The 23,732-nt window shown below is 32.9% G+C and carries 20 protein-coding genes and 2 pseudogenes; 15 read left to right on the top strand and 7 right to left on the bottom strand.

Going from position 1 to position 23,732, the window contains the following annotated elements; translation table 11 throughout:
• Together MK119_RS14480 and MK119_RS14475 are read left to right on the top strand one after the other, a co-directional pair.
• Window positions 1-997, top strand: a pseudogene (locus tag MK119_RS14480) (hypothetical protein); the annotation flags it as partial.
• A 15-nt stretch (window positions 998-1,012) separates the two neighbouring features.
• On the top strand, window positions 1,013-1,666 hold the full coding sequence (locus tag MK119_RS14475) for a polysaccharide deacetylase family protein (protein ID WP_290680092.1): 654 nt from the start codon (window positions 1,013-1,015) through the stop codon (window positions 1,664-1,666).
• Here MK119_RS14475 and MK119_RS14470 read toward each other — a convergent pair.
• Together MK119_RS14470 and MK119_RS14465 are read right to left on the bottom strand one after the other, a co-directional pair.
• Window positions 1,663-1,959 carry a thioredoxin family protein gene (locus MK119_RS14470; RefSeq protein WP_290680090.1) on the bottom strand — a complete coding sequence of 99 codons (297 nt, stop codon included), beginning with the start codon at window positions 1,957-1,959 and terminating at the stop codon, window positions 1,663-1,665. The two genes, MK119_RS14475 and MK119_RS14470, sit on opposite strands and share 4 nt — an antisense overlap.
• Window positions 1,960-2,047: 88 nt before the next feature.
• On the bottom strand, window positions 2,048-3,355 hold the full coding sequence (locus MK119_RS14465; RefSeq protein ID WP_290680088.1) for a metallophosphoesterase: 1,308 nt from the start codon (window positions 3,353-3,355) through the stop codon (window positions 2,048-2,050).
• A 566-nt stretch (window positions 3,356-3,921) separates the two neighbouring features.
• Between MK119_RS14465 and MK119_RS14460 the strand changes: the two are divergent.
• From MK119_RS14460 to polA, 3 genes and pseudogenes are all read left to right on the top strand, one after another.
• Window positions 3,922-4,815: pseudogene (locus MK119_RS14460) on the top strand (IS982 family transposase).
• A gap of 220 nt (window positions 4,816-5,035) precedes the next feature.
• Window positions 5,036-5,836: a hypothetical protein gene (locus tag MK119_RS14455; RefSeq protein ID WP_290680086.1), complete on the top strand. Its 801-nt coding sequence runs from the start codon at window positions 5,036-5,038 to the stop codon at window positions 5,834-5,836.
• Between the two features lie 324 nt (window positions 5,837-6,160).
• On the top strand, window positions 6,161-8,992 hold the full coding sequence (gene polA / locus MK119_RS14450; protein WP_290680085.1) for a DNA polymerase I: 2,832 nt from the start codon (window positions 6,161-6,163) through the stop codon (window positions 8,990-8,992).
• Between the two features lie 110 nt (window positions 8,993-9,102).
• On the opposite strand, the gene MK119_RS14445 is transcribed toward polA, so the two are convergent.
• The 3 genes from MK119_RS14445 to MK119_RS14435 all read right to left on the bottom strand — a co-directional run bounded on the left by MK119_RS14445 (window position 9,103) and on the right by MK119_RS14435 (window position 11,058).
• Window positions 9,103-9,624 (bottom strand): lipocalin family protein, encoded by a 522-nt coding sequence (locus MK119_RS14445; protein ID WP_290680083.1) that lies wholly within the window; start codon window positions 9,622-9,624, stop codon window positions 9,103-9,105.
• A gap of 208 nt (window positions 9,625-9,832) precedes the next feature.
• Window positions 9,833-10,351, bottom strand: coding sequence for a hypothetical protein (locus MK119_RS14440; protein ID WP_290680081.1), 519 nt, complete (start codon window positions 10,349-10,351; stop codon window positions 9,833-9,835).
• Between the two features lie 347 nt (window positions 10,352-10,698).
• Window positions 10,699-11,058, bottom strand: coding sequence for a hypothetical protein (locus tag MK119_RS14435; protein WP_290680079.1), 360 nt, complete (start codon window positions 11,056-11,058; stop codon window positions 10,699-10,701).
• 309 nt (window positions 11,059-11,367) lie between these two features.
• Here MK119_RS14435 and MK119_RS14430 point away from each other — a divergent pair, with 309 nt between their 5' ends.
• From MK119_RS14430 to MK119_RS14395, 8 genes are all read left to right on the top strand, one after another.
• Complete coding sequence (locus MK119_RS14430) at window positions 11,368-12,282, top strand: nucleotidyltransferase domain-containing protein (RefSeq protein WP_290680077.1); 915 nt, start codon at window positions 11,368-11,370, stop codon at window positions 12,280-12,282.
• A complete protein-coding gene (locus tag MK119_RS14425) occupies window positions 12,275-13,738 on the top strand; it encodes a radical SAM protein (RefSeq protein WP_290680075.1) in 1,464 nt (487 codons plus the stop codon). Before MK119_RS14430 ends, MK119_RS14425 begins: the two co-directional genes overlap by 8 nt.
• On the top strand, window positions 13,731-14,516 hold the full coding sequence (locus MK119_RS14420) for a class I SAM-dependent methyltransferase (RefSeq protein ID WP_290680073.1): 786 nt from the start codon (window positions 13,731-13,733) through the stop codon (window positions 14,514-14,516). The genes MK119_RS14425 and MK119_RS14420 overlap by 8 nt, the downstream gene beginning before the upstream one ends.
• Before the next feature lie 125 nt (window positions 14,517-14,641).
• The gene (locus tag MK119_RS14415) at window positions 14,642-16,027 is read left to right on the top strand and encodes a radical SAM protein (protein WP_290680072.1); all 1,386 of its coding nucleotides are present in this window, start codon (window positions 14,642-14,644) and stop codon (window positions 16,025-16,027) included.
• Window positions 16,024-16,773: a methyltransferase domain-containing protein gene (locus tag MK119_RS14410; RefSeq protein ID WP_290680071.1), complete on the top strand. Its 750-nt coding sequence runs from the start codon at window positions 16,024-16,026 to the stop codon at window positions 16,771-16,773. The genes MK119_RS14415 and MK119_RS14410 overlap by 4 nt, the downstream gene beginning before the upstream one ends.
• Before the next feature lie 241 nt (window positions 16,774-17,014).
• Window positions 17,015-17,335, top strand: coding sequence for a hypothetical protein (locus tag MK119_RS14405; RefSeq protein WP_290680070.1), 321 nt, complete (start codon window positions 17,015-17,017; stop codon window positions 17,333-17,335).
• 15 nt (window positions 17,336-17,350) lie between these two features.
• Window positions 17,351-17,596 (top strand): hypothetical protein, encoded by a 246-nt coding sequence (locus tag MK119_RS14400; protein ID WP_290680069.1) that lies wholly within the window; start codon window positions 17,351-17,353, stop codon window positions 17,594-17,596.
• 61 nt (window positions 17,597-17,657) lie between these two features.
• Window positions 17,658-18,764 carry an SGNH/GDSL hydrolase family protein gene (locus MK119_RS14395; RefSeq protein ID WP_290680068.1) on the top strand — a complete coding sequence of 369 codons (1,107 nt, stop codon included), beginning with the start codon at window positions 17,658-17,660 and terminating at the stop codon, window positions 18,762-18,764.
• 258 nt (window positions 18,765-19,022) lie between these two features.
• Here MK119_RS14395 and MK119_RS14390 read toward each other — a convergent pair whose 3' ends face one another.
• Window positions 19,023-20,441, bottom strand: coding sequence for a radical SAM protein (locus MK119_RS14390; protein WP_290680067.1), 1,419 nt, complete (start codon window positions 20,439-20,441; stop codon window positions 19,023-19,025).
• 31 nt (window positions 20,442-20,472) lie between these two features.
• Entirely contained in the window at window positions 20,473-21,213 is a 741-nt protein-coding gene (locus MK119_RS14385; protein WP_290680065.1) for a glycosyltransferase family 2 protein, read from the bottom strand.
• A 106-nt stretch (window positions 21,214-21,319) separates the two neighbouring features.
• Between MK119_RS14385 and MK119_RS14380 the strand changes: the two genes are divergently transcribed.
• Both MK119_RS14380 and MK119_RS14375 read left to right on the top strand, forming a co-directional pair.
• The gene (locus MK119_RS14380; protein ID WP_290680063.1) at window positions 21,320-22,741 is read left to right on the top strand and encodes a hypothetical protein; all 1,422 of its coding nucleotides are present in this window, start codon (window positions 21,320-21,322) and stop codon (window positions 22,739-22,741) included.
• A 49-nt stretch (window positions 22,742-22,790) separates the two neighbouring features.
• Window positions 22,791-23,729, top strand: coding sequence for a polysaccharide deacetylase family protein (locus MK119_RS14375; RefSeq protein ID WP_290680062.1), 939 nt, complete (start codon window positions 22,791-22,793; stop codon window positions 23,727-23,729).
• Window positions 23,730-23,732 lie beyond the last annotated feature (3 nt).

The following is a 23,732-nucleotide window of genomic DNA, read 5'->3' as shown; positions in this document are numbered from 1 at the left end:
TGAACCTCATCCTAAATATACAGATAGTACCGCTGTTTGGGAATTAGATCGCTTTATGAAATGGGTTTTAAATGATAAAAAAGAATCAAAATATGGGCATTTAGTCGAAGATGTATATAAAAGACGAGATATTGAGCTACCAGAAAGTCAACGTAATGTTATTTATTATCCAGTAAATAAAGTTCGTGTGCCTGTGAATAAGGAAAATGCTAAAAAATATGTTGATCCAAAAGATCACGATAAGATTGTAGATTATATTGATATTGAATTACCAAAATCAGCCATATACAAGAACAACTTAATGATGCTTGACATCTTGAACCAGAATGATTGGAAACGTCCAATATACTTCACTGGTGGAAGTTTTGACAAAGCTGAATACATTTGGATGAAAGACTATTTACAATTGGATGGTTTGGTATACAAGTTGATTCCGATTAAGACAGAATTCCCAAATGAATTGGATATGGGACAGGTAAATTCTGAGTTGATGTACAAAAATGTAATGAAATGGGATTGGGGTAATTCTGGTAGTGATGATATTTATCACGATCCGCAAACACGCCGTCAAAGTATTTCTTACCGATTAAATTTATCGAAATTGATTGAACAATTGATCAAAGAAGGAAAGAATGATAAAGCCGAAGACGTTATTGACCTAGCTTTTGAAAAAATGCCTGTGAAGTATTTTGATTACTATGGATTGAACGAACCGTTTATTGATGGGTATTTCAAAATTGGAAAACCTGAAAAAGCGATCGAACAATATAAACTAATCAAACAAAAATATATTGAGTATTTAGACTATTACAAGCAAGTACCAAAGAGTCAGCAATTCGATGATTTTGAAGAAATTTACTTGAATTTAGAACGCTATAAAAGCTTAATGGAACTTTTAGAGATTAACGATCAAGATAAAATGCTGGAAGAAGAAATGGAAATATTCAATAGCTATGTACAAACATTTGGTCCACTTCTTCAAAGTGTAGAAGAATAATGTAATTATACTCTGATGAAATTATATACTGCAAAAACTCCCAAACTAGTAAAATGGTTATTTCCATCACTAGTTTGGGAGTTTTCAGTTTCTAAAAAGCAACTCTTCCTTACGTTTGATGATGGTCCTATTCCTGAAGTGACACCTTGGGTTTTGGAACAACTTGCCACTTATGATGCCAAAGCAACGTTTTTCTGTATTGGAGATAATATTGTGAAGCATCCCAAAATCTTCAAACAACTTATTGCAAACGGACACGCTGTTGGCAATCATACACAACATCATACAAATGGGTGGAACACTTCCAAGGAAAAGTATACTGCAGATACACTTCATGCAAAAAAAACAATTGAAGACAATTTAGATCATATTGCCGAAGCTACTCCACTCCTATTTCGTCCTCCTTATGGAAAAATCACACCTCAACTTAGCAAACGACTTCAAAAGTTAGGTTATAAAATAATTATGTGGGATGTATTGAGTGGCGATTTTGACACCAGTTTATCACCTGAAAAATGCCTCAAAAATGTACTAGAAAATGCTGAAGCAGGAAGTATTATTGTATTTCACGACAGTTTAAAAGCGTTTAAGAAACTAAAATACACGCTTCCAAAAGTACTGAAACACTTTCATGAATTAGATTATACGTTTGAACGAATAACGTTTTAAACGTGCTCAGAAATTAATCCGATCAAAGTATTGGCATCTTGCTCACCACTTTGTCTCCATACCATTTCTCCACCTTTGTAGATCATTAATGTAGGAAGTCCTTTTACGCGAAGTGCTTCTGCCAATTCTTTATTTTTATCAACGTCTATTTTAATCACTTTGGCTCTATCGCCAAGGGCTGCTGCTACATCGCGTAACACAGCGTGCATTGCTTTCGATTGCTCATTCCATTCTGTATAAAAATCTAATAGAATTGGAATATTTGCGCTAATTAAGTCACCAAACTTAGACATAAGCGAATGTTTTAATTTTTGTTGAATTACTATCTTTTTAACTCAAATACTAATAATTCTCTATTACAAATGTACTATTTTCTTGCGATTATGCCACTTTCTTGCGTTTTTTCAGTTCTATCACTGTAATTTCAGGCCAAATTCCAACACGTCCAGGAAACGCCAAGACGCCAAATCCGCGGTTTACATGCAGGTATTTTCCAGCTTCTTCATACAAGCCTGCCCAACGTGGATATCTATATTTTACGGGACTCCATTTAAAGTTTAAAAACGGAATTTCAATTCCAAACTGCATTCCATGCGTATGTCCCGCTAAGGTCAAATGAATCTTCTTTTCAAAATTGATGATATTAGATTCGTCTACAATATCGGTTGGACGAATAACGTCATTTCCATTTTTATCTTTAGGCATGTCCATTTTTGTGTAATCAAAATGTGAAGGATCATGAGAAAGCAACACGTTAAATTCGCCATCTTGAACATCTTTGGCCGCTTGTTTTAAGCTTCCTTTTTTTGGAAAATGACTCGAAGCACCCCAATTTTCTACACCTAATATATTTAGTTTTTCACCATCACGTTCGATAGTCTTTTTATCATTCATCAATAAATTAAAACCAACATCCTCATGTACTTTTTCTAATTTTTTATGGTTCTCCTCTATTTCTGCGCTCGTTTCATAGGCGTAAAAACCATAATCATGATTCCCCAATACAGAATACAATCCATCTTTGGCTTTCATACGTTTAAACGTATCTATCCAAGGATGCATTTCTTCGGCAATGGCATTTACAATATCTCCTGTAAAGAGAATGACATCACTTTTTTGCTCATTAATTAAATCGACAGCATATTCTAGCTTTTCTTTATTGTCAAAACTTCCTGCATGGATATCTGAAATTTGTGTGAGTTTGTAGCCATCAAAAGCAGCTGGCAAATCGTCAAAAAACATCGTGTGCTTTATCACTCTATAATCGTATCGACCTTTAAATACTCCGTACAAAAATCCTGAAAAAGGAATTGCTGCAATTCCAAGTGCTAACTGACTGATAAACTTTCTTCTACCTGGAATGGCTTCTGAGACTGTTCCATTTTGTTGAAAATAAGTAAATAAGCCACAAAAAAATCGGAAGATATCTTCCAAAAATAATGTAGCAAATACAAATATTTTGGGAACCGTAAGTGTAAGCAACATGGCAATAGCATATCCTGTAGTAAGATTAAAGCGATTATCGCGTTGTGTCATTGTCAATTGGTAAAAGAAAATACCATATACAAGTACTGTAAACACCCAAAAACCTATAAGGATGAATTTATTACTGGTAAGAGTTCGGATAGAAAAGAAGGTATAGAGTTCTAGAATAAAAATTAGAACAATGGGAATTATAAATCGTAGCATTCAATAAATTTTAACAAATTTAATTCTTATGTATTATCTGATTTTACGTTTTACGGTAACTTTAACATTTAGAGCGTATTGACAAAACGCATCAAAAATATCATACGCGCTGCTTTCTGAATCAAACATTGGTGAGTTCAGAATTTCCAATAGTTTTATCATATAGTAATCCTGAAATTAGAGCTCCTAAAACTGATATTGGCATAATCATAAAATCGAACAGAAACAGCCATTGCGAGATTTCTTGATAAAAACTGAGCACAAAAAGTCCTGGAAAATAGTATCCAGCTCAAAATGTGTAATCCATAAAATATATCAAATAGATATAGCAACATTTTTTTTCCTGATTCGCTTCGTTCCTTTTTCTTTGCGAAAAGTATAGATAATATCCCAAAAATAAATAATGGAAAGCTAATTGCTATCCGTGTGCCTTCTCCTGCTCCAAATAAATATATTCCTAAACTGAAGTGAGTTCGACGTAAGAATTAGGATATTTTCCATTGAAAAGAGCAGAATATTTAGCGAGTTAATGTACTAACAATCAAAAAATTAAAACAATTTGCCTCATAGATAAAATTAGTGAAATTTTCTGCTCTATTTATGATTTTTGTACTGAATTTGTTCCTTTTTGGTAAAAAAGTCTCATTGTTAATGGTAAAAAACGTAGTAGCGCTTCTAAAATGAGTCTATCAGAAGTAATGACTATCCAAGTTATTTTTCACTTATCTGGCTATAGAACTTTTAAAGAATTTTATCTAGGATATGTTTGTAAGCATCTAAGTAAAGACTTCCCAAACTTAGTTTCTTATAATCGTATGGTGGAACTTAAAAAAGAGAGCTTTATGTCTTTAGCAATGTATCTCAAAGTTTGTGGTTTAGCTCATTGTACAGGTATTAGTTTTATTGATTCTTCACCGCTTCGAGTTTGTTATAGAAGAAGAATCCATAATCATAAAGTGTTTAAAGATGAAGCTAAACGTGGATAATGTTCCTTAGGTTGGTTTTATGGATTTAAGTTACACATTATCACTAATGATCAAGACGGAATCATTGACTTTATGATTACATCAGGCAATACAGATGACCGTAAGCCACTGCGATTTAAAGCATTTGTAAAAAAGCTTTTTGGTAAATTGTTTGGTGATAAAGGATATATCTCTAAATCCCTTTTTACTGAACTATTCTCTAACGGAATACATCTAGTTACGAAGCTTCGAAAAAATATGAAAACCAAATTGCTAACACCAATGGCAGATGCGTATCACCTAAGAAAAAGAGCCATTATAGAAACCATTTTTGATCAGTTAAAGAACATTTATCAAGTAGAACACTCAAGGCACAGATCAGTAGCAAATTAATTTAACAATATTTTTGCTGCTTTGATTGCTTATAATTTTAAAGATAAAAAACCTTCATTGAAAAATAAGTTTGTTGACACAAAAAGAGTACTAATGTTTTAAAACTTATATCGAACTCACGTTATTTATTATGTATTGAAGCAGATTTAATTTTATCGCAAAAAATTACATCTCTCCATCCAGAAACTAAAAAATAATACTGTTTTTATGGATAACATTTAGTTACTTATCAAACTTTAGGACATTAAGCTTACAATACATGAATTAATTTTACGCTACAGCATAAGTTTTATAGCTTTAACAAATAACTAATACTTTTATTATGAATAGAAAAAACCAGCTTTTTCCCTTTATATTTTTAGTGTTTCTTTTTACAAACTGTGCACCTACTTTTGATTTGGAGAAAGAACACGCACAAATTGAAGAAGCTATCTTTAGTGGACTTAATCTTGAAAAAAAGATTGATATCTTTTATCCGAATCAAAACAAAAGAGACAGTATCAAAAATATACTCAAAGGACATGAACAAGCTTTACATGAATTAAAACAATCAAATCAAAAACCGAAGATTGATATTAATTCGACTAGTTCAACGATTGAATTCCAAGATCGTCTTTTTAAAATCATTAATGTCACGGAACAATTTTCCATTCTCAAAAAAGACTTGCTCAACACCCCATCTCCTGTCTTAAAAGATTATTTAGAAAGTAATTTATATGAATATAGCGAAGATGCCAATAAGTTTGATGCGAAAGGAGAAGTTAATGTTCTTGCTATTCACTATAAAGGTTCATGGGAATATTTTGACTTTAATACTTCATTAATATATGATGCGTATGGACTGAAAGATGCAAAAAAGTTAGTTCAGTTATATTACGATGAAGTTTTTGAACCTGCTAAAGAAAAATGGGATGAGGAACACATCCAAGATTTTAAAAAAATATACTTTAGAAATAAAGATTTACCACAATATCAAAATTTAGATTTTGTCGCCTATTGTGATTGTTTAATTCGTCATGAGGAAAAATTAGACTATGATAAAATTTTAGAAACAAATTATTACGAAAGCGATACGCGTTTAAATGTTATTTATCAATGTAGAATTTTAACATCTCGTGAATAATTCCCCCAAAAATTGAGGGAATTAATACAGTTTACATTTGCTAATAAGGCTGCGTTCTATCGATATCTGCTACTTCTTGAGCACCACCATACACAACATTTGCCTGTGCCATCGTTAATTTTGTGAATTTTTCAAACATAATTTCGATTTTAATATTAGTAATATTCTAAGATAAAAAAAGTGAAATTACTTTACAACACATCGTGCTTTTACAGCATACTATATCTATAGAATATGGAAAACAGAAAAATGTAAACATTTTGTTTTTTATTCGAGAATCTAGTGAATATTGTTAAATTTGAATTTCCATCAAATTTACGATTCATGGCAGACCAAAAACGACTTTTTTTACTTGATGCGTACGCGCTTATTTTTAGAGGATATTATGCTTTTATTAAAAACCCTCGAATCAACTCGAAAGGATTAGATACCTCCGCAATTTTAGGATTTACGAATTCTCTGTTAGATGTAATAAAGCGTGAACGACCAGATCATTTAGCGGTTTGTTTTGATAAAGGCGGAAGTGTCGATCGTTTGGAAGTTTTTCCTGAGTATAAAGCCAATCGTCAAGAAACTCCAGAAGCCATTCGTTTGGCTGTTCCATATATTGAAAGCATCTTAAAAGCAATGCATATTCCAATTATTGTAAAGGAAGGTTACGAAGCCGATGATATTATTGGAACGCTTTCTAAAAAAGCCGAAAAAGAAGGTTATAAAACGTTTATGGTAACTCCTGACAAGGATTTTGCGCAGTTAGTTTCTGAAAACATCTTTATGTATCGTCCGCGATTTGGTGGTGGATATGAAACTTGGGGAATTCCTGAAGTACAAAAAAAATTTGGTGTAGAACGTCCAGGACAAGTCATCGATTTCTTAGGAATGATGGGCGATTCTGTAGATAATATTCCTGGATTACCTGGCGTTGGAGAAAAAACAGCCAAAAAGTTTTTAGCTGCCTATGGAAGTATGGAAGGTTTGCTTGCCAATACGCATGAATTGAAAGGAAAAATGAAAGAGAAAGTAGAAGCCAATGGCGAATTAGGAATGCTTTCCAAGAAACTAGCAACCATCATGTTGGATGTTCCTGTTGAGTTTGATGCAACTGATTTTGAGTTGTCAAAACCAAATTTAGATGCTGTAAAAGAAATTTTTCTCGATTTAGAATTCCGTCGTTTGCTCGATAATTTAATAAAAACATTTGCATCACCAGAAGAAAAATCTGCGGAAGCAAACACAAAAGCAACTTCTAAAGCTTCTCAACAAGCAGCTGCTACAGGACAATTTGATTTATTCGCAGTTCCCGGCACTGGAAATGTTTCGGAAGCTGCTACCGTTTCAGGATACCAAACTTTAAAAACTACCGATCACTTTTATCAGTTAGCCAACACACCAATGTCCCGAAAAATGTTGCTTCAAAAGTTATTGAAACAACAAAGTGTGTGTTTTGACACTGAAACTACAGGTTTAAAAGCACTTGAGGTAGAATTGGTTGGTGTAGCATTTTCTTGGGAAAAAGGAAAAGGATATTATGTAGCTTTCCCAGAAGATCAAGAGGAAACAAAAACAATTTTAGAAGAATTTCGTCCATTTTTTGAAAGTACAACGATTGAAAAAGTAGGACAGAATTTAAAATACGATATCAAGGTATTATCAAACTACGACATGCCTGTCAAAGGCCCGATTTTCGATACCATGATTGCGCATTATCTGATCAATGCGGATATGCGTCATAATATGGATGTTTTGTCGGAAACCTATCTAAATTACCAACCGCTTTCTATTATAGAATTGATTGGAAAGAAAGGGAAAAATCAATTATCGATGCGACAAGTTCCGCTAGATCAACAAACAGAATATGCTGTAGAAGATGCAGATATTACCTATCAATTGAAAGAACATTTCATTAAAGAATTGGAAAGTGGAAACCTCACCAAATTATTCACGGATGTAGAAGTACCATTAGTAAGTGTACTTTCAGCCATGGAGATTGAAGGAATTAATTTAGACCCTGACTTCTTAGGAGGCTTATCAAAAGATTTAGCAACTGATATTGATCGTTTAGAAAAAGGAATATACGAGCAAGCTGGAGAAGAATTTAATATTGGATCGCCAAAGCAATTAGGTCCAATTTTGTTTGACAAATTGAAGTTAGTTGACAAACCTAAGAAGACAAAAACTGGGCAGTATTCTACTGCAGAAGATGTATTATCATACTTAGCAAAAGACCATCAAATTGTAGCCGATATTTTAGAATGGCGACAGTATCGAAAGTTACAAAGCACGTATGTAGATGCGCTGCCAATGGAGATTAATCCTAAAACAAATCGTGTACATACCGTATATGCACAGGCTGTTGCTGCCACGGGAAGATTGAGTTCTAACAATCCAAATTTACAGAACATTCCAATCCGTACAGAACGTGGACGACAAGTACGTAAAGCCTTTGTACCAAGAGATGAAAATCATGTGTTACTCGCTGCCGATTATTCTCAGATTGAATTGCGAATTATTGCCGCTTTGAGCGAAGAAGACACGATGATTCAATCGTTTAAAGACGGAGCAGATATTCACGCTTCTACAGCTTCTAGAGTTTTTAATGTTCCGTTAGAAGAAGTGACACGTGAGCAACGTAGCAATGCTAAAACGGTAAACTTTGGGATTATTTATGGAGTTTCTGCTTTTGGTCTGAGCAACCAAACGTCTTTGACACGAAGTGAATCTAAAGAGTTGATTGACACGTACTATGAAACCTATCCAAAATTAAAAGCATACATGTCTAATCAAGTAGCGTTTGCACGTGAAAACGGATATGTAGAAACCGTTTTAGGAAGACGTCGTTACTTAAAAGATATCAATTCTAGAAATGCAATTGTTCGTGGTGCCGCTGAACGAAATGCTGTAAATGCTCCAATTCAGGGAAGCGCAGCAGATATTATCAAATTGGCAATGATTAATATTCACAATCGTTTTGAGAAGGAAGGTTTCCAATCGAAAATGTTATTACAAGTGCATGATGAATTGGTTTTTGATGCACATAAAGATGAATTGAAAACTATCAAACCTATCATCAAAGAAGAAATGGAAAGTGCATTTACATTGGCAGTTCCATTAGATGTTGAAATGGGTATTGGACAAAATTGGCTAGAAGCGCATTAAAAAAAAGAAACTGTCTAAAAAGTTCTCTAAACGTCCTTCTGAATCAAGTTCGAGTTGACAAAATTTAAACTTTTTAGACAGATTTAATATTATATTATCGACAAATTACATTATTGCCTTTCATACATTAGAAGAATGTCTTCTTCTGCATGAATTGTAGTTCCGTCGTCAAGTAAAATTTCAAATCCTTCGGGAACACTAAAAGTCATGTATTGTCCTCCTCCAAAATTAGGAACTCTAGATACAAAGCCATCTTCTTCCGTCAGTAACAAATCTCTACCTGATATAGACCAAGTAACGGAATAAGTATCACTATCACTCACACAATCAGCCGTATACATATACTCATCTTGTGTTCCTTCTACCAAAGAAGCTTCTACTTTTAAAAATGAATTTGTGCTTACTACAGCAGTTCCATCTTCGTTGAAGGTAATTATTTCATTTTGATAGCAATTAAATTGCTGCAATAGATCCACTACTTTCATGCCGTCAATCTCTATACCTTTTTCTATGATCACATTGGTCATTTTCCATGTTCCTGGCACAAGAGACCCTAACGAAATTTCATCATCATTAGATGAACAGCTTAACAATAAGGTACTCACAATACTGAATAGTAATAGTTTTTTCATAAATAATTGATTTTAATTGGTATTAATGTTTATGTTTATTCAAACATAGGTACAAGACCCAAAAAACTCAACTATTTAGGAAAATTTTAGTGCAGTTTTGTTAAACTTTTAACGTGATTTAGTCACTTTACGCATACTGAAATAAAAAAGCACTAAACATTATATTTAGTGCTTTTCAGATATAAAGCTTTACAGGCCATGTTGTTCGCTATTGTTTTGTATATACGATTCTGATATCTTCTTCCGTTACAGCATTAAATCCTTCGGTGTAAATTTCAAATCCTTCTGGAATAATGAATGTAAACTGGTTGTTAGAGTCTAACGTTCCTGTAGCCGTAAATCCATCTTCTTCTTGAAAGGACAATGCTGAACCATTTAAGGTCCAGTTTAAAGGTACAATATCTGTTTCCATTTCACAATTTAAAGTATATGTGTATTCATCTGTGGTTCCCGCAACCAGCTCGGCAATTACAGATAAATAGGAATTAGAAGTTGCAATGGCAGCACCGCCCGCGTTGATTTGAATTGTTTCGTTTTGATAACAATTCGTTTCAGTAATAAGATTTCTACTTGTAGTACCATCGCCGTTAAAATCATATTGATTTTCGACTTCGTAAGCTGTCATACGCCAAGTTCCTATTAAAGGATCAATTGGAGCTGCGTCGTCATCTGAAGAACAGGAAAATAGCAATAAACTTAATACTGGGAATAGTAATAATTTTTTCATTATAATGATTTTAATTGTTAATGATGCATACTCACAATCAAATTTTGTGCCGAAAATTATCATAAAAAATCAAAGTACAAATCGATACATAAACTTCATCAAAACATATTCTCTGGTTGTCTTCCTAAAATTTCATTATCCAAACTCCGCAATAAATGATCTCTATAATTTTCATAACCTGTTTTGCATAGTGACCACACCAAGAAAAGTTCTGAGGAAGAAATATATTTCCAACACAATACCAAATTCGAACAAAAATGCACAGAAGAATAATCCACATTGCCATCTGTATCATTGTCAATTGCGTAGGAGTTAGAAGTTGCTCCAAAGCTAATTTAATTGGCTTGTTACCTATAAGATTGTTTGTATAAATTAACAGCAATCGAATTGATTACGTATTCAAAATCCTTACAACTCCTAACTGATACAAACGGTTGTCCAATATAATTAATCGATAAATTCAGACTAATAGTATAGTTAAAACGAATTGCTGCACTCAAGGTTTGATTGTCAATTTTCTCAAAAATATAACGTGGTGCTCCATTATTATTCGATTGTATTACATATTGGATTTTAGTAGAACTGCTGCTATACTGCAGATCTGTAGAAATTCGTAATGCATCGGTTGGCGATGTATTTTCATCAGGACGATTTTCTATGAAGTCACTTGCCCATTCAACACTATCCCAACTAGCATCATCTAGCAAACCATCTATTTTAAGAGCTTCTCCTTGTATGCTATTTATAATTTTAATTCTTTTGGGGATTTCTTATGAAAACCCAAAAAAGTGAACGCACATAAACCCTATACATAACCATAGGAGAGATTTCATAAGTCGCTTTTTGATTGATTGATTGTTATAAAAGTAACAAACCTTGTAAAATAAAGTCAATATTTAGTTAAAAATTAACACTTATTAAGAAACATCATAAATAAAAACACTTTTATTTTTTATGGTTCATACGTACCAATTCGTATATAATTTTAACTACATTTGAGTTGAAAATAAAACCTAGTGAGTGCCTTAAAAACCATATTATATTTTTCCCTCTTTAAATATCCGTTGACAAGAACTGAAATTTTCCAATTTTCAGAAAATACGGATCAAAAAGAAGTTGATAGCGAAATTGATTTGCTATTGAAAAAAGGCATCATTTTTAATTTTGATGGTTTTTATATTGATGTCAACAATCCTGATCGTGTAGAACGCAGGTTGAAAGGAAATGAAATGGCAAGAAACATTATGCCAAAAGCGATTAAAGTTTCTAGAAAAATAGCCAAATTCCCTTATGTAAAAGGCGTGTGTTTATCAGGTGCTTTATCCAAAGGATATTATGATGACGATGGCGATTTTGACTTTTTTATCATTACAAAACCCAAACGTTTGTGGATTGCTAGAACAATACTTGTCTTGTACAAAAAGATATTCTTGTTCAATTCTAAAAAATATTTTTGTGTCAACTATTTTATTAGCTCAGATCAATTAGAAATTGCTGAGCAAAATTTGTTTACAGCTACCGAAATTGCTACACTTATTCCTTTATACGGAAAAGATACATTTGTAGATTTCTTAGCTGCAAATCCTTGGGCAAAACCTTATTTTCCGAATAAACCAACTCCAAAAACAAGCACGATTAGAGAAACTGAAAAAACTTGGTTTTCCAAACTCATTCAAAAAGTATTTGATGGGTCTGTTGGATTAAAGTTAGATCGTTATTTGCAAAAATTGACAATCAAAAAGTGGCAGCGAAAATTTACCCATTTGGCACAAGAAGACTTTAATGTAGCCATGAAGTCTACCAGACATGTATCAAAACACCATCCACAAAACTACCAGAACAAAGTTACAACGCGTTTAAAAGAACGCTATAACCAAGTTATAGAAGAATACGATTTACAATACCCAAAATATTCCGAAAAACATGCTTGATGTTGTTTTTTCACATTCCTATTACTATAAGTTTGATGCCAAGCAATGGAAAAATCAAACTCCGTATCCGCCTTTAGGAACCTTATATGCTGCCTCTTATTTAAGAGAAAACGGATATACTGTTGGCGTATTTGATGCGAATTTATTAGACGATCCTAAAACCATACGACCGTATTTGGAAGCAAACAAACCTAAGGTATTTGTATTGTATGATGATGGGTTTAATTATTTGACAAAAATGTGCTTAACTACGATGCGTGAAGCCGCTTTTGAAATGATTAAAATTGCGAAAAACTTAGATTGTAAAATTGTTGTTTGCAGTTCTGACTCTACCGACCATTATGAAAAATATTTGAATGCAGGAGCTGATTTTGTGATTCAAGGTGAAGGTGAAATTTCTTTAAAAGAATTGATTGACGCATTGACCAATGAAAAAGATACCTCACAAATCAAAGGATTGGTTTTCGAAAAAGATGATGAAATTATCAAAAATCCAAAACATCCTGTATTGCGTAATTTAGACGAATTACCAATACCTGCTTGGGATTTAATTGATATAGAACCTTACCGAAAAATTTGGGAAGCTGGCGGAAATGAATTTACATTAAATATGGCAACGACACGTGGTTGTCCGTTTAAGTGCAATTGGTGTGCTAAACCAATTTATGGAAATCGTTACAACTCACATTCTCCTGAATACATTACCAAACACATTAAATATTTGAGTGAGACTTATGGAGTGAATCGTTTTTGGATGTGTGATGATATTTTTGGCTTAAAGCCGAATTGGGTTCAAAATTTTAATACAGAACTTAAAAAAGAAAAACTTTCCATTTCGTATTATATCCAAAGTCGCGTTGACTTGTTATTAAAAGAAGATACAATTGAAGCTTTAGCAGAAAGTGGATTAGAAGAAGTTTGGGTTGGTGCTGAAAGTGGTTCGCAAGCTATTTTGGATGCTATGGACAAAGAGACCAAAGTAGAACAAATTTATGAAGCTACGCGTTTACTGAAAGAGAAAAATGTACGTGTTGCCTTCTTTATTCAATTTGGATATTTGGAAGAAACCAAAGAAGATATTCAAAAGACAATTGACATGATTAAAGAATTGGTTCCTGACAATATTGGAGTTTCAGTTTCATACCCTCTTCCAGGAACTAAATTTTACGATAAAGTAAAAGATGATTTAAAGTTAAAAGCAAACTGGACAGATTCTGATGACTTAGCCATGATGTTTAAAGGAACGTATAATACACAATTCTATAGAAAATTACAGCGTTACGTTCACAAGGAATTTCGTAAAAGTCAAGCCAATCAAAACTTTAAAAAGTTCTTTAAAAATCCTTTTTCAATTTCTAAATCAGAGTTTCGTTCAATGATTTTATTAGGCTATTATGTGCCTTCTGCTTTTATTGATAAGATGCAACTTAAAAATATGGAGAATACCAATGCATAGCGATTTTGATATAGCCGCACCACAATATGATGATATTTTTACCTATTCAAACATAGGGAAAGCACAACGAAAGTTAGTTTTCAAACATATCAAATCCATCATTCAACAAGATAAAAAACTGTCTATTTTAGAATTGAATTGTGGAACTGGAGCAGATGCGATTGAATTTGCGAAGTTAGACCACGATGTTATTGCTACAGATATTTCGGAAGGAATGATTGAAGTAGCCAAAGCAAAACAGCATCCCAAAAATGTAGAATTTCGAGTTCAGGATATCAATGCCATTACTAAAAATACCTTTGATCAAAAATTCGATTTTATCTTTTCTGATTTTGGTGGAATTAATTGTTTGTCACACGAACAACTCAAAACTTTTTTTAAAACTTCCGAAGATTTATTAGTTCCAAATGGAAAAATGGCAATTGTATTAATGCCTAAAAATTGTCTTTGGGAACGTTTATATTTCAATTTAAAAGGCGATAAAACCAAAGCAACTCGCAGAAATACAACTGAAAGCATTGTTGCCAATGTGGATGGTGTTGGTGTTCCAACTTGGTATTACAATCCGCAAGACATTTCTGCGGCAGCAAACGATTTTTACAACACCACAAAAGTAAAACCTATAGGCGTAACTATTCCTCCTTCGTATTTAGAACAATCATTTGTAGCAAAGTTTCCAATGATCAACATTTTCAAAGGTCTAGATGCTTTATTGACAGGAGCTTCTTTAGCAAAATATGCCGATCATTTTTTAATTATCCTAGAAAAGAAAAGTTAACTTGTTATTATCTTTTCTAAATAAGCATATACTGTACTTCTCATTTTAGAAGTCAATAAAACATCTTTATATTTACAGTATTGTATTTATACGATTGGACAAATAACAACCAGCAGCCCACTAAAATGAGTATCATTCTCACACACACATATTATCTTTTTGAAGATGAGAAAGAGCAAAGTATCATGCGTCCGTATGCTCCGTTGGGTTTGTTGTATATTTCTTCGTATTTGAATGAAAACAAGGTAGAAAATCATGTGTATGATTCTACGTTTTATTCTAAAGAAGAACAATTAAAGTTTATCGAAGAAAAGCAACCAAAAGTCATTGCCATTTACACCAATTTAATGACTAAAATTAATGTAATTTCTTTGATACAACTCTTAAAAAATGATGCTAGCTATGGTTTTCCAAAAATTATTTTAGGCGGTCCAGATATTACCTATAATTGTGAAAATTACCTCAAAACTGGCGCTGATTTTTTAATTATCGGTGAAGGTGAGCAAACAACATTAGAACTATATCAAGCTATAATTTCAGATGCTGATTATAGTGAAATTCATGGAATTGCATACATAGAAAATGATGAAGTTGTAAAAACGCCTGCGCGTATGCGTATGAAGAGTTTAAAGGAATTACCATTGCCTAACAGAGCTGCAATTCCTGTAGAAAAATATTTAAATGCTTGGAAGACACATCATGGACAAAGTTCCATGACTGTGAGTACACAACGTGGTTGTCCGTATACCTGTAAATGGTGTAGTACTGCGGTTTATGGGCAGAGTTATCGCAGAAGACCTGCAGATATGGTAGCTACTGAATTGAAAATGTTGAAAGAAACATATCAACCCGATAGTATTTGGTTTGTTGATGATGTATTTAGCGTAAGTCACAAATGGATTGAAAAATTCCATGAAGAAGTTATAAAACAGGACGCAATTATTCCTTTTGAATGTATTACGCGTGCAGAACGTTTGAACGATCATATTTTACAATTACTTAAAGAAGCTGGTTGTTTTCGCATTTGGATTGGTGCCGAAAGTGGTTCCCAAAAAATTATAGATGCTATGGATCGTCGTGTGGATGTGGATGTGGTAAAAACTGCTATTCAAAAAACCAACGCACTTGGCATGGAAACAGGAACATTTATCATGGTTGGATATCCTGGCGAAGATGAACAAGACATTAATGAAACAATTGATTACTTAAAAGCTGCCAATCCAACACATTTTACCATTACGGTTGCATATCCTATTAAAGGAACATCGCTATATAATGAAATTGAAGATAAAATAACTGTTCAACCTGAATGGAATACATCTACCGACAGACAAATAGATTTTAAACGTACATATTCACGAAAATTTTACGATTTTGCCGTTCGCCGAATCGTAAATGAAGTCAATTATAATAAAGAACAGCTAAAAGGAAAAAATCGAAGTTTACTCACTTCTGTGAAGTTAAAAACGAAATCCTTACTAGCGCAAACTGCCATGAAACTTTATAAATGAAATTAGATTTTAGTCGTATTACCCAACAACAAAATGTATATTATTTAACTCCTGAAGATCCTAGCTTTTCTAAACATTATCTTGCTATACGTGAAAAAGAAAATCGAGTTCTATCGGATACAGAAGTCCGTAAGCTACCCTATTTACCCAAAGATGAGTGGCCATATCGGATTAAATCCACAGAACGTTTTTTGACACATGTTGCAAAGAAGAAGCATCCGCAACATATATTAACAATTGGTTGTGGAAATGGTTGGTTTTCTAATAAAATTGCAGAAGTTTCAACAGAGAATCAAGTAGTTGGTTTGGATGTAAATCGTGAAGAACTAGAACAAGCAGCACGTATCTTCAAAAAGAAAAATCTACACTTTGTGTATGCAGATATTTTTAAAATTTCTAAGAAATGTGAAACCTTGTTTGATATCATCACACTTAATGGCGCCATTCAATATTTTCAGGATTTTGAAGGTTTACTTTCGCTTTTAAAGACATTTTTAACGGAAAATGGAGAGATCCATATCATTGATAGTCCATTTTATAAAATGGAAGAAATTGCTGCTGCGAAAGAACGTACAAAAAACTATTATACCGAGCTTGGTGTTCCAGAAATGACGCCACACTATCATCATCATGACGAAAAAACTGTGCGTGATTTTGAGGTTTGGTATGCATACAAAAAGAACATCATCCATAAAATTTTAGGTAAAAAAGATTCGCCTTTTTCTTGGTATGTCTTTAAGAGTTAAATAAAACATATTAAACACAATGAATAGTTTACCAAGAAAAGTAAAATTTTCAACGATTTTTTCTATCATAAAAAAAGAGGCCACTTTCCATGTTTTTTGGCTTTATGTTTACAATATTGCCACTATTTATTACTATTATTTTATCAATAGTATTTTCTTCGTATGACAATGATGTACCCAAAAGTTGATTATGATTTAATTAATGAAAAAGGGAAAGAACATACCGCCATGATTGTTGCCATTGAAACACAACATTACTATTAATGGTATACATCCAACTATTATAAGCTATAAATATGATATAAATGGCACAAAAACTACAGCAAAATATAAAGTTTTAGAAGAAAGAAGAATCGCAAAATTACATATCGGAAAAAGTATTGCGATTAAAACATTTAACGGAAGTTCCATCATAAAAGATTTAAAGCCTTATAATTTTCCCATTTGGCTCTTCTTACTTATTCCACTATCTCTTTTACTGATAGGATTGCCTTTTTTAATATATGCGATTTTGAAGTTAAAAAAGGAACTTGAACTGTATAAATTTGGGAATGTTTCATAAGGAAAAATAGTTTCCATGATTCCTAAATCTGGATTACCTATAACCAAAATAGGACAAGGAACCTTAGTCCATTATGAATACGAAACTCAAAAAGGAAACAAAATTATTGGAGAGTCGCTCACCTCTAAATTCCCGATTCAAAGTGATCATAAAAAAGGAGATTTAATTCCAATTTTTATATCGCCAGAAGATGATAAAAAGTCATGCGTTGTCCCAAAACTGCACTCACTAAGAAATCATTGGGACATAGATTTTGATTAAATAATTTAAAAGTCATTTTACATTAGTATCTTTCTAAAATATTTTAAAAAATTTGTAATACATGAAACTTTTATCAAAACGATTTCTTAAAAAATTAGCCTTTTCAGGAATAGTCACACTTGTATTATTGATTATTGTTGAAATTATACTTTCGCTTATTCAAGTTTTCCCAACCGATTATTATGTCAACACACCAAACTCTGGATTTGTTTGGGAAATTAATACAGACGAAATCATTGGAATTCACCAAGATTCAGAAGTTTCTTTTGACGAATTAGGCGCGCGTTCTATTTCAGATTATAAAAATGCTGCACACAAAATCATGGTTTTTGGAGGAAGTACCGCTGCATGTTTTGCATTGACACAAGAAAAAACTTGGGCTGCTTTGATTGAGAAAAAGTTAGGGAATCAATATTGGGTTGGAAATTTTGGGAGACCAGGAAATAATAGCAATCACCATGTATTTCAATTAGAAGAAATGCTAAAAAAACCTGAATTAGCGGACACAAAAACAGTGATCATCATGCAAGGTGTGAATGATTTAGTAGCCTATTTAATTTCTTCTGATCTCTATTTAAATCTACCTGAATTAAAGCTCAAAAAATTTGCATTTCAACACATTCCAGATGATTATTTGCCTTGGTACAAAAAATTAACGTTATACAAATTAGCTTCTAGAGCGAAGAAGAATATTAAATTCTATTTCAACCATAAAAATCATTTAACCCAAACAGTTTTAGATATCAGAGCCTTGCGAAAAAAGTCTAAAATTCTTGACGAATTACCAGATTTGACAACAGGTTTAACACGCTATGAAGAAAATATCAGAGACTTAATTCAGCAAGCAAAAGAAAAAAATATACGTTTGGTATTTGTTTCGCAAGCAACTATGTGGAAACCTAGATTAGAACCACAATACGAAGAAATAATGTTGACTAGTGGTTTTCAAAACAACGAAGCTTTTTACAGTACAATGGCTTTATACGGAGGAATGAACAAGTTTAATGAACGCTTACGAATGGTATGCGCGCAAGAAAACATTCCTTACATCGACTTAGAACTCCCTAAAACAACGGAGTCTTTCTACGATGATTTTCACTTCAATGAATCTGGTGCTGAATTAACCGCAGAACAGATAACAAATGATCTTAAAAAAATTCTAAATTAATTTTTTTCAATTTGAAAATTTGAAAATGTACCAATATGTTAATTAATTTCTAACAAAAATTCCGAGCAAAAGAAAACATTCGTGAATTAGTGACTAAAAGGAGTCAAGATTGTTGGAGTCAGGATTCATTATATTTTCTTAGAAAATTGCTAGTTTCATAATGAATTTCGCAACAGTAAGAAAAGTCTAAAAGCGATAAAGCGCGTTCTAACAGCGAAGCGAGCTAATAATCTAAAGCGAAAGCGATCTAAAAACCAACTACGCCAATTGCTGTTTCTTAAAGAAAGTATCCACAATTTTCTTTTCTACAGGTACATTAAAGTATTTGTGCTTGCAACGCCATCTTGCTAGCAATTGTAAAGGTTTATAAATCAATTTTTGATTCGAATATGCAAATTTCAAATAGAATTTAAACTTCTCAAAAAAATCATACTTTTCTTCACTTACCCACGGACCTGCCGAACCTACAAAATCAAAATCAGACCATTCATGAACCGTCTCAGGAAGCTTATATCCTTGTTTTACAACATTATCAGTAATGGTCGTTCCTGGATAGGGTTTAAAATAGAAAATTGGTGTATGAAAATTAGGGTGCATACTATTTAAATCGAGTGCAACTTTGACCGTTTCTCGGATACTTTGATCTGTTTCTTCTGGGAAACCTACAATGAATGGGAATTGTACTGCAATTCCTAAATCTTTGCAACGTTCTGCACACATATATACTTGCTCTACTTTGATGTCTTTTTTCAACCAGTTCATCATTTCTTGGGAACCAGATTCTACTCCAATCAATAAACGTCGTAATCCTGACTTGGCACAGATTTTAAAATCTTCCACAGACATACGTGAACCTTGATCAGCACGCATTGTAGCAGCCCATGTTATATTCAAGCCTTTTTCAATCATACGTTCCGAGATTTCAATCACACGATCTCTGTATGTGAAATAGGTTTCATCTTGAAGATTCAAATCGGTAAACTGATATTTTTCATGCAATTCAGCCAATTTATTCACCATAATTTCAGGTGAAATTGCAGTCCATTTTCTATTATATACAAAAGGATCGGCACAAAATGTACATCTAAAATAGCAACCTGTTGAAGAAATATAATCTAATTGTCTTCTTCCTTTCTTTTCAAAATATTTTTCGACATCAATCAATTCATAATTGATATCGGCAAAAGTATCCATCGCGACAATAACACGTGGGGGATTCTTAATAATTTCACCTTCCTCATTTCGGTAGCAAATTCCTTTTACTTTGGAAATATCGCCATTTGTCGCATATACTTCGACTAGTTCTCTAAACGTATCTTCTCCTTGTCCTTGTGCAGTGACATCAATACAAATTTCGTCTTTCAGTGTTTGTTTTGGAAATAAAGAAGTATGCCATCCGCCCCAAATTACAGGAATGTTCTGGCGCATTTTTTTAACTGCTTGCGTTACTTTTAACGCATCTTTTATTGGTCTTCCGGTCAATACAGTTGTCCCAAAACACAAAGCTTCATCAATATGCTTTCCTATAGTATCTAAAGGGTTTTCATCTATACGACCATCTACAATAATAACTTCGTATTTTTCAGGATCTAACACAGAACCAATCGCCAATAGGGCAAGTGGCATATCAAAGAAGACTGCAATTGGGTTATAAAGTAAGATTTTATTTTTTTTCAAAATGGGCAATTATTTTTCATAAATATACTGACTATTTGAATATTTGAAATGACTTTATTTTGTTTTTGTGTAGAAAATATTGGATAGATACTTTCAAAACACCCAAACCATACGTAACACTACGTTGAAAGTTGATAGATGAACTTTCGCTAGAATAGGTTGTTGGACAGGTAATTTCAGCAATTTCAAAACCTTTATTAAAAATTTGACACAGCATTTGATTGTCAAAAATAAAATCATCTGAATTGTGCTCCAATTCCAATGAATTCAATACTTCTTTTGAAAATGCGCGAAATCCAGTATGGTATTCAGATAATTTCTGATTGATCACAATGTTTTGAAATAAAGTTAAAAATCGATTTGCAATGTATTTATACATCGGCATGCCTCCACGCAACGCGCCTTTCCCTAAAATTCGCGATCCCATCACAACAGGATACACATCATTCGCAATCAAATACGCCATAGAATGTATCAACTTTGGCGTGTACTGATAATCTGGATGCAACATTACTATAATATCGGCATTTAACGATAATGCTTTTTTATAACAGCTTTTTTGATTTGCTCCATATCCCTTATTTTGATCATGCTTTACCAAGTGTCGAATTCCTAGTTCTTTGGCAACATGTAATGTTTCATCCGTACTATGATCGTCTACCAACACGACTTCATCCACAATATCAAACGGAATTTCATTATAGGTTTTTTGCAACGTTTCCGAAGCATTGTATGCCGGAAGTACAATAATTACTTTTTTGGAATTGATCATGAATTTTGACTTATTTGCGCATAAAACACAAAAAATATTGGTAATTTTTTACGATCGACAATTTAACAACTATATTTAGATACGCAAAACAAAACTAACATTGAAATTGTCTAAATTAACTGCTTTTTTTTACAAGTACTTGACGCTTTTTTCCATTCCGCTTCTCTTAGTATTCGCATTACGTATTGTTGGTTTTGACGGTTTGTACGGACAAGATTCCTATGAATATCTTCGTTATGCAAATGCTATTCAAGAATATATAACTGATGGTGTGCATCCAGGAAACTACTTTTGGCCAGTACTATACCCAACATTGGGAAGTTTACTAGGTTTTGTGTTTGGATGTACTGCTTTTGCCTTGCAATTTATAAGTTGTGTCAGTTTAGGAGTTGCTTGCGTGTACATTTTAAAAACCATTCAACTTTTATATCCAACATCAAAACACAGCTTTTTTTACGTATTGATTTTTGGAATATTCTGCCCGTTTTTATTAAAGATGGGACTTATAGTAATGTCGGATGCATTGACGTTGGCTTTTGTAGTATTGTCGTTTTACTTTTTCTTTAAATCATATCTTCAAAAAACAAGCTTAGCTCCTATTTTCATTTTTGCGACTTGTGCTTTAATGACACGTTATGCATCATTATGTATCACATTTCCAATCATCGTTTATGGTTTGTACTTGGTTTGGGAACGAAAAAGGTTTGCACAATTATTCATCGCTGGAATCATAAGTATTATCGTTTCAATTCCGTTCTTAATTTTTCAATGGGGCGCATTGTTTGAAGCCTCTGCAAACCCGTTTTTACAGACTTGGTCGTTTGGAAACTATTTCAAATCAAGTTTTACTACAGGAGATGGCACTACAAGTTATTTATTTCCAAATTTAATGTATGCGCTGTATGTATTTTTTCATCCTGGATTTATCTTTTTAGGAAGCATTTTAAGTATCATTACGATCAAAAACTACAGATCATTATTCACATTTCACCAGAAAGTATTGATTATTTGTAGTGGTATATACATTCTGTTTTTGGCTGGAATTCCATTCCAAAATCCACGAATCATTGGCTTGGTATTTCCACTTATACTACTATTACTTTTTCCTGCATTTGTAAAACTTACAGAAGTCAAATTCATCAAACAGTATTTAAAAACCATTGTTGCAGTTTCTTTAGTGTTACAGTTGGTATTTTTTGCGATGACTTTTAAATTGATTTTTGAAAGAACCATCATAGAAAAGGAATTGGCTACTATGATACAACCGTATGAAGGCAAAACTTTATATAGTTTTGATGTAGATTTGGCATTGGAAGGTCGTGGATTGGATTTTGAATATAAAAACATGTTTTTAGAACGCTATGAGAAGTTTCAAAAAAACGATTTAATTTTGTTTGATCCTGCGCGTTACAAAGTACAATGGAACGATAAAAATCCTATGTTGAACTGGGAATTTATAGAACAGAATTATCAATTAAAAGTGTTAGAAACTCATTCGGAAGGATGGAAATTATATCAAATTCAATAATATGCTCTGGATGCGTATCAAATATCGGCTAAGTTTACTCTACAAAACGATGTTATTCAAACTCGGCTTTGGAAAGTTACTTTTGAAAAATCGCTATGGCGAACGTATTCTAGTGTATCACGGAATTGACCAAGTTGGCGAAACTAAATACAACAGCCGATTCATCTCAAGGATGTTTTTTGAAGAATTCATCAAATACATTACCACTCATTACAATGTAATTTCGCTAGACGATTTCTATCAAAAAAAATTCAAAAAAGACACACTGAATATTGCATTAACATTTGATGATGGATATCTGAACAATTACAAATACGCAGTTCCGATTTTAGAAAAATACAACGTTCCTGCATGTTTTTATATTACTACGATTCATGAAAAAGCTCCATATTTATGGGCCGATTTTCTTGATGTAGTTTCGTATCACACCAATAAAGAAGAAGTCGTTCTAGAACGAAATCACTATCAAAAAAATGATAAGAACGAATTTATCTGGAATGGCGTTTCCATGAAAAATGTTGCCAAAGCCTTGCCGTATGAGGTTTTGAAAATGATTTATGAAGTTTTTAAAGACGATTGGGAAGCACTACCGCCAAAGAAATATGAAGATTATTGGATGTTGATGAATGCACAACAAATTAAAGAAATTGCGGACAATCCTTTGTTTACCATTGGTGCACATGGAGAAACGCATGCAAGTTTAGTAGATATTCCACTTGAAGAAGCCAAACAAGAAATCTTAAACAGTAAAACACAGTTAGAAGCGATCTGTAAACAACCGATTACTGAATTTGCGTTTCCGTTTGGATATTACAATCAAGAAGTAGCTGAATATTGCACAGAAATAGGTTTTGAAAGACTATTATTGGTAGATTACAATACTAAAAAAGATATGGGAAATGAAGTATGGAAAAATCGTTTTGTCATGAATCCGTACATTTCTTTAGAGCAACAATTAGCCTGTTTGTTAAAAGGTACTTATTTTTAGAAA

The sequence above is a fragment of the Kordia sp. genome (genome assembly GCF_022447245.1).
GTDB lineage: Bacteria > Bacteroidota > Bacteroidia > Flavobacteriales > Flavobacteriaceae > Kordia.
This window is presented reverse-complemented; position numbering and strand designations above follow the sequence as displayed.

Excerpts from the sequence above, each read along its gene's own strand:
- MK119_RS14470 (WP_290680090.1), bottom strand. The coding sequence starts at position 1,959 with ATGTCTAAGTTTGGTGACTTAATTAGCGCAAATATTCCAATTCTATTA.
- MK119_RS14410 (WP_290680071.1), top strand. The coding sequence starts at position 16,024 with ATGAAATTAGATTTTAGTCGTATTACCCAACAACAAAATGTATATTAT.
- MK119_RS14455 (WP_290680086.1), top strand. The coding sequence starts at position 5,036 with ATGAATAGAAAAAACCAGCTTTTTCCCTTTATATTTTTAGTGTTTCTT.
- MK119_RS14395 (WP_290680068.1), top strand. The coding sequence starts at position 17,658 with ATGAAACTTTTATCAAAACGATTTCTTAAAAAATTAGCCTTTTCAGGA.
- MK119_RS14420 (WP_290680073.1), top strand. The coding sequence starts at position 13,731 with ATGCATAGCGATTTTGATATAGCCGCACCACAATATGATGATATTTTT.
- MK119_RS14400 (WP_290680069.1), top strand. The coding sequence starts at position 17,351 with ATGATTCCTAAATCTGGATTACCTATAACCAAAATAGGACAAGGAACC.
- MK119_RS14465 (WP_290680088.1), bottom strand. The coding sequence starts at position 3,355 with ATGCTACGATTTATAATTCCCATTGTTCTAATTTTTATTCTAGAACTC.
- MK119_RS14415 (WP_290680072.1), top strand. The coding sequence starts at position 14,642 with ATGAGTATCATTCTCACACACACATATTATCTTTTTGAAGATGAGAAA.
- polA (WP_290680085.1), top strand. The coding sequence starts at position 6,161 with ATGGCAGACCAAAAACGACTTTTTTTACTTGATGCGTACGCGCTTATT.
- MK119_RS14425 (WP_290680075.1), top strand. The coding sequence starts at position 12,275 with ATGCTTGATGTTGTTTTTTCACATTCCTATTACTATAAGTTTGATGCC.
- MK119_RS14440 (WP_290680081.1), bottom strand. The coding sequence starts at position 10,351 with ATGAAAAAATTATTACTATTCCCAGTATTAAGTTTATTGCTATTTTCC.
- MK119_RS14445 (WP_290680083.1), bottom strand. The coding sequence starts at position 9,624 with ATGAAAAAACTATTACTATTCAGTATTGTGAGTACCTTATTGTTAAGC.
- MK119_RS14385 (WP_290680065.1), bottom strand. The coding sequence starts at position 21,213 with ATGATCAATTCCAAAAAAGTAATTATTGTACTTCCGGCATACAATGCT.
- MK119_RS14375 (WP_290680062.1), top strand. The coding sequence starts at position 22,791 with ATGTTATTCAAACTCGGCTTTGGAAAGTTACTTTTGAAAAATCGCTAT.
- MK119_RS14475 (WP_290680092.1), top strand. The coding sequence starts at position 1,013 with ATGAAATTATATACTGCAAAAACTCCCAAACTAGTAAAATGGTTATTT.